Consider the following 6,342-nt stretch of genomic DNA (forward strand, 5'->3'; position numbering starts at 1 on the left):
GATCCCCTGAAGCGTGAGGAGACCCCTGTTGGCCATTCAGCCGATCCGCCTTTTCGGCGACCCGGTGTTGCGCACTCCGGCCGATCCGGTCAAGGACTTCGACAAGGAGCTGCGCAAGCTCGTCAAGGACCTCACCGACACGATGATGGACGCACCGGGGGCCGGGCTGGCGGCACCCCAGATCGGGGTCGGGCTCCGGGTCTTCACCTACTACGTGGACGATCAGCTCGGACACCTGATCAACCCCAACCTCGACCTGTCGGACGAGGCGGACGAGGAGGGCGAGGAGGGCTGCCTGTCCTTCCCCGGCCTCTCGTTCCCCACGCCCAGGGCGCTGCGGGCCGTGGCGACCGGTTTCAACATGCACGGCGAGCCGGTGACGCTTGAGGGCACCGACCTGATGGCCCGTTGCTTCCAGCACGAGACCGATCACCTCGACGGCGTGCTGTTCATCGACCGGATGGACGCCAAACAGCGCAAACTCGCCATGAAGGCGATCCGCGAGGCCGACTGGAACGGTCTGTCGGCCCCCGCGTTCAAGTTCTCCCCGCACGCCACCCACGGGAAGGCTCTGTAGGAACCTTGCGCCTGGTCTTCGCCGGAACCCCGGACACAGCCCTGCCCGCGCTGCGGGCTCTGATCGACTCGCCCCGCCATGATGTCGTCGCCGTCGTCACCCGGCCGGACGCCCAGTCGGGCAGGGGCCGCAGGGTCCATCCGAGCCCTGTCGCCGAGCTCGCCGAGGAGGCGGGCATCGAGGTGCTCAGGCCGCAGAAGGCGGGTGACCCGGCCTTCCTCGACCGGCTCACCGAGCTCGCCCCCGACTGCTGCCCGGTGGTCGCCTACGGTGCGCTCCTGCCCCAGGCCGCCCTGGACATTCCCCGGCACGGCTGGGTCAACCTCCACTTCTCGCTGCTGCCGGCCTGGCGCGGCGCGGCGCCGGTGCAGCACGCCGTGCTGCACGGTGACGCGATCACCGGCGCGGCCACCTTCCGGATCGTCAGGGAGCTGGACGCGGGCCCGGTCTACGGCGTGGTCACCGAGGAGATCCGCCCCGCGGACACCAGCGGGGAACTGCTCGCCCGGCTCGCCGAGTCCGGTGCCGGGCTGCTGACGGCCACCCTCGACGGGATCGAGGACGGCAAGCTGGAGGCCGTGCCGCAGCCCGCGGAGGGGGTCAGCCTCGCCCCGAAGATCAGCGTCGACGACGCCAGGGTCGACTGGTCCGCACCCGCCATGCGCGTCGATCGGCTGGTCCGTGCCTGCACCCCCGCCCCGGGCGCGTGGACCGAGTTCCGCGGCCAGCGGGTCAAGCTCGGCCCCCTGCGACCGGTTCCCGACGCCTCACCCCTGGCCCCCGGCCAGATCGCGGCGTCCAAGAACACCGTCCTGGTCGGCACCGCGACCTACCCGGTCGAGCTGGGCGAGGTGCAGCCGCAGGGCAAGCGTCTGATGAGGGCGGGGGAGTGGGCCCGCGGTGTGCGGCCCACGGACGAGGATCGGCTGGCCTAGAGATCATGAGCAGTGCTGGTGGTGACGGCCGTAACGCCGCACGAGGCGGGCGCGGCCGGGGGGCGACTCCGCGCGGCCATGGAGCGGGCGGGAACCGAGGCAGGGGCAAGGGCACGGCCGGGGCCGGGCGTCCGCCCAAGCCGGTCCGCGACGAGGCGCGCAACACCGCGTACGACCTGATGCGTGCCGTCGACGAGCGGGACGCCTACGCCAACCTGCTGATGCCCGCGCTGCTGCGCGAGCGCCGCCTGTCGGGGCGCGACGCGGGACTGGCCACCGAACTGGCCTACGGCACCCTGCGCGGTCTCGGCACCTACGACGAGATCATCGCGGCCTGCAGCGACCGGGCGCCGGAGGACGTCGACCCGCCGCTGCTCGACGCCGTACGGCTGGGCGTGCACCAGTTGCTCAAGACGCGGGTGCCCCCGCACGCCGCCGTCGGCACCACGGTCGATCTGGTGCGGCTGCGCGTGGGCATCGGCGCCTCGAAGTACGCCAACGCCGTGCTGCGCAAGGTCTCCACCCGGTCGCTGGAGCAGTGGGTCCCGATCGTGGCGCCCGACCCCGCCGACGACCCCGTCGGCCATCTGGCGGTGGCCCACAGCCACCCGAGGTGGATCGTCGAGGCGCTGCGCGACGCCGTGGGCGGCGACTTCGACGAGACGGCCGCCCTGCTCGCCGCCGACAACGAGCGTCCCCGGGTGACCCTGGTCGCCCGTCCGGGCCGCTCGTCGGTCGCGGAGCTCCTCGACGCGGGCGCCGAGCCCGCCGGATACTCCCCGTACGGGGCCTACCTGCCCGAGGGCGACCCCGGGGCGATCCTCGCCGTGGCCGAGTCGCGGGCCGCCGTCCAGGACGAGGCCAGCCAGCTCGTCGCGCTGGCCCTGACCCGGGTCCCGGTGGAGGGCGCCGACTCGCGCTGGCTCGACCTGTGCGCGGGCCCCGGCGGCAAGGCCGGCCTGCTCGACGCCATCGCGACCCACGGTGACGAGGCGGGCCTCGCGGCGGGCGCCGGGCCGGCGGCCTTCCCCGGTGGGGCGCGCCTGCTCGCCGCCGAGCTGCAGTACCACCGGGCGCGGCTGGTGTGGCAGACGACCCGGCAGGCCGCGGTGATCACCGCGAACGGCACCGTGCCCGCCTGGCGGCCCGGAGTCTTCGACCGGGTCATGCTGGATGCCCCCTGCACCGGCCTGGGCGCGCTGCGCCGCCGCCCCGAGGCCCGCTGGCGCCGTGATCCCCGGAGCCTTCCCGAGCTGGGCAGGCTCCAGCGTGACCTGCTCGCCTCGGCGATCGAGGCGGTCCGTCCCGGTGGCGTCGTCGGGTACGTGACCTGCTCGCCGCACCTGGCCGAGACCGACGTCGTGGTCGGCGACGCCCTGCGCCGCCGCGACGACGTCGAGGCGCTGGACGCCCGTGCCTACCTCCCCGAGGTCGAGGGGCTGGGCGAGGGGCCGTACGCGCGGTTCTGGCCGCACCGGCACGGCACCGACGCCATGTTCCTGGCCCTGCTGCGCCGCCGCTGATCGGCCTCGGGGTCGTCATCGCAGGTCAGGGCATATATGGATGCCGCACACCGTTCGACTGGGCATAACTGCTTCCAAGAGGACGCGGGGGTGGCGAAATGTGTGGAATCTGTGGATGGGTGGACTTCGAGGGCGATGTCCGGCAGTCACCGGACATCGCGAAGGCCATGACCGACACCATGGCCTGCCGCGGGCCCGACGATGCGGGGATCTGGCTCGCCCCGCACGTCGCGATAGGCCATCGGCGGCTGGCCGTCATCGACATCGAGGGCGGCCGCCAGCCGATGGTCGTCGCGGAGGAGGGGCTGCCGCTTGCCGTCCTCACCTACAGCGGCGAGATCTACAACTTCGTCGAGTTACGCGCCGAACTGGCCGCCCACGGCCACCGCTTCCAGACCCGGAGCGACACCGAGGTCGTGCTGCGGGCCTACCTCGAATGGGGTGAGGATCTCGCCGACCGGCTGAACGGCATGTTCGCCTTCGCGATCTGGGACACCCGCCGCGAGGAGCTGCTGCTCGTCCGCGACCGGATGGGTGTCAAGCCGCTGTACTACTACCCCACCGCGCACGGCGTGCTGTTCGGCTCCGAGCCCAAGGCGATCCTCGCCAACCCGCTCGCCGGGACGCCCACCGTCGACGCCGACGGGCTGCGCGAGCTGATCGCCTTCGTCAAGACCCCCGAGCACGCCGTCTACCAGGGCATGTACGAGGTTCGCCCCGGCCAGGCCGTCCGGGTGACCCGCGAGTTCCTGTGCCGGCGCCGCTACTGGCAGCTGAACTCCCACGAGCACGTCGACGACCTCGCCACCACGGTCGCGGGCGTACGCGACCTGCTGGACGACATCGTCGGCCGCCAGCTCGTCGCCGACGTGCCGCTCTGCGCCCTGCTCTCCGGCGGTCTCGACTCCAGCGCCGTCACGGTACTCGCCGCGCTGGGGCTTCGGGAGCGGGGGGAGGGGAGGGTCCGGTCGTTCTCCGTCGACTTCGCCGGATACACCGAGAACTTCCAGCCCGACGAGATGCGCGACACCCCCGACACGCCGTACGCGCACGAGGTCGTGCGGCACGTCGACGCCGACCACACCGACATCGTCCTGGACTCCGCCGACCTCATGGACCCGGCGGTGCGCGGCGCGGTCCTGCGGGCGCGGGATCTGCCGATCGGCGTCGGTGACATGGACACCTCCCTTTACCTGTTGTTCCGCGCCATCCGGGGGCACTCCACCGTGGCGCTGTCCGGGGAGTCGGCCGACGAGGTCTTCGGCGGCTACCGGTGGTTCCACGATCCGGAGGCGGTCGCCGCCGACACCTTCCCGTGGCTGGTCTCCCCGGGGATGGCGCGGTTCGGCGGGCTGGGGGCGCTCCTCGACGAGGACCTGATGCGCAAGCTGGACGTCCCCGCCTACCGTGCGGACAGCTACCGGCACGCGCTGGACGAGGTGCCCCGGCTACCGGGTGAGGAGGGACTGGAACGGCGGATGCGGGAGATCTCCTACCTGAACCTCACCCGGTTCGTGCAGATCCTGCTGGACCGCAAGGACCGGATGAGCATGGCCGTCGGGCTGGAGGTCCGGGTGCCGTTCTGCGACCACCGGCTGGTGGAGTACGTCTTCAACGCCCCCTGGTCGATGAAGACCTTCGACGGACGGGAGAAGAGCCTGCTCCGCGCCGCCACGGCGGACATCCTGCCGCCCTCGGTCGTCCACCGCCGCAAGAGCCCCTACCCCTCGACGCAGGACCCCGCCTACGCGGAGGCGGTCCGCGCGGAGGCGGCCCGGCTGCTCGGCTGCGGGGACATCGCGGCCGAGCCGCTGATCGACAGGGAGAAGGTACGGGCGGTGATCGACCGGCCGGAGACGGACGGCGGCCCGGCGGGAGGCCGGGCGGCGCTGGAGGGGTTGCTGCAGTTCAACGCCTGGCTGGAGAGGTACCACGTCCGGGTCAACCTCTGATCCGAGATCCCGTCCCCTCAGCGCCGCCGGGGCACGTAGAAGAGCTTCACCCCGTCCCGGCCCGCTGAGGAGCTCCAGGCCAGGTTGGTCGAGATCACGCCGTAGAGGTCCATCACGCTCGCGGCGGGTACGGCGAGGAGGGCGACGACGGCGACCAGCGGGAGGAGAATCGAACGCAGGGAGCGGGGGCGAAAGGACATCGCTCCCCGATTCCGATAAAGACTGAGAAGTCGGTCGGAGCAGAGGCCCCGGACCTCGTGCACAGTCTCGTTCAATCATCCAGATGATTCCGGCAGGAAATTACTCCGGCAATCCCTCGTGTGCCCGGAGAGTTATGAGTTCGCGTCCTTTGACATTCCCTGCCGTCTCCGAGTTCGGTGCGGGAGGCTCGGTAGTACGAGCGGTATATCCGATATGTCATGCTTCATGTGGCGCGCGTCGTGTGCCGGATGATATGTGACGCGGGTCACGTGGTGGACGGCGGGTGACGGAGGGCAGGGCGCCGCCTCATAGAATCGGCCAATTATGGCCGTACAGATCTCGCCCAGCATCCTGTCCGCTGACTTCGCCCGCCTCGCCGAGGCGGCCGAGGCGGTCCCCAACGCCGACTGGCTGCACGTGGATGTCATGGACAACCACTTCGTCCCCAACCTGACCCTCGGGCTGCCGGTGGTCGAGTCCCTGCTCAAGGCGACCTCGATGCCGCTCGACTGCCACCTCATGATCGAGGACCCGGACCGCTGGGCCCCGTCCTACGCCGAGGCCGGAGCCCAGAGCGTGACCATCCACGTGGAGGCGGCCAAGGCCCCGGTGCGCACGCTGCGCCAGATCCGCAGCGCCGGTGCCCGCGCCGGCCTGGCACTGAACCCCGCCACCCCCGTCGAGCCGTACGAGGACCTGCTCGACGAGCTCGACATGCTGCTGCTGATGACCGTCGATCCCGGTTTCGGCGGGCAGAAGTTCCTCGACATGGTGCTGCCCAAGATCCGCCGGGCCCGCGAGCTGATCGACCGCTGTGGCGGGCAGGTCTGGCTCCAGGTGGACGGCGGCGTCTCCGACACGACGATCGAGCGCTGCGCGGAGGCGGGCGCCGACGTCTTCGTGGCGGGCAACGCCGTCTACGGCGCCGAGGACCCGGCCCGCGCGGTCGACGGTCTGCGCGCCCTGGCCACTCGCGGCTGACCGGTCCTGCTCCAGGGGGCGTCCGGGAGGACCGGACCGCCAGGCGGACAGCCGAACGGCGGAGGGCGGACCCGGGATGGGAGAGGTAATGTCGGAGAATGCATCTGGGCGGGTCCCGAAGGAAGAAGCCGTCGTATCACCGAATGATCCCGACCTCATGGCCCAGGTACTCA

6 protein-coding genes are annotated in these 6,342 nt (G+C 71.5%); 5 read left to right on the forward strand and 1 reads right to left on the reverse strand.

Annotated elements, in window-relative coordinates; genetic code table 11:
- Positions 1 to 28 precede the first annotated feature (28 nt).
- The 4 genes from def (at position 29) to asnB (ending at position 4,987) form a co-directional block, all read left to right on the forward strand.
- Positions 29 to 577, forward strand: a complete 549-nt coding sequence (gene def, locus ABZU75_RS33575; RefSeq protein ID WP_343979553.1) for a peptide deformylase — start codon at positions 29 to 31, stop codon at positions 575 to 577.
- Positions 578 to 582: 5 nt separating this feature from the next.
- Entirely contained in the window at positions 583 to 1,512 is a 930-nt protein-coding gene (fmt, locus tag ABZU75_RS33580) for a methionyl-tRNA formyltransferase (protein WP_355563112.1), read from the forward strand.
- Between the two features lie 5 nt (positions 1,513 to 1,517).
- Entirely contained in the window at positions 1,518 to 3,035 is a 1,518-nt protein-coding gene (locus ABZU75_RS33585; RefSeq protein ID WP_355563115.1) for a transcription antitermination factor NusB, read from the forward strand.
- A 98-nt stretch (positions 3,036 to 3,133) separates the two neighbouring features.
- On the forward strand, positions 3,134 to 4,987 hold the full coding sequence (asnB, locus tag ABZU75_RS33590) for an asparagine synthase (glutamine-hydrolyzing) (RefSeq protein ID WP_355563118.1): 1,854 nt from the start codon (positions 3,134 to 3,136) through the stop codon (positions 4,985 to 4,987).
- 17 nt (positions 4,988 to 5,004) lie between these two features.
- Here the strand turns inward: asnB and ABZU75_RS33595 are convergent, their stop codons facing one another.
- The gene (locus ABZU75_RS33595) at positions 5,005 to 5,187 is read right to left on the reverse strand and encodes a hypothetical protein (protein WP_355563121.1); all 183 of its coding nucleotides are present in this window, start codon (positions 5,185 to 5,187) and stop codon (positions 5,005 to 5,007) included.
- Between the two features lie 325 nt (positions 5,188 to 5,512).
- On the opposite strand from ABZU75_RS33595, the gene rpe reads away from it, so the two are divergent.
- Entirely contained in the window at positions 5,513 to 6,169 is a 657-nt protein-coding gene (gene rpe, locus ABZU75_RS33600) for a ribulose-phosphate 3-epimerase (protein WP_350924464.1), read from the forward strand.
- Positions 6,170 to 6,342 lie beyond the last annotated feature (173 nt).

Source organism: Streptosporangium sp. NPDC005286 (assembly GCF_040607515.1).
Lineage (GTDB): Bacteria > Actinomycetota > Actinomycetes > Streptosporangiales > Streptosporangiaceae > Streptosporangium.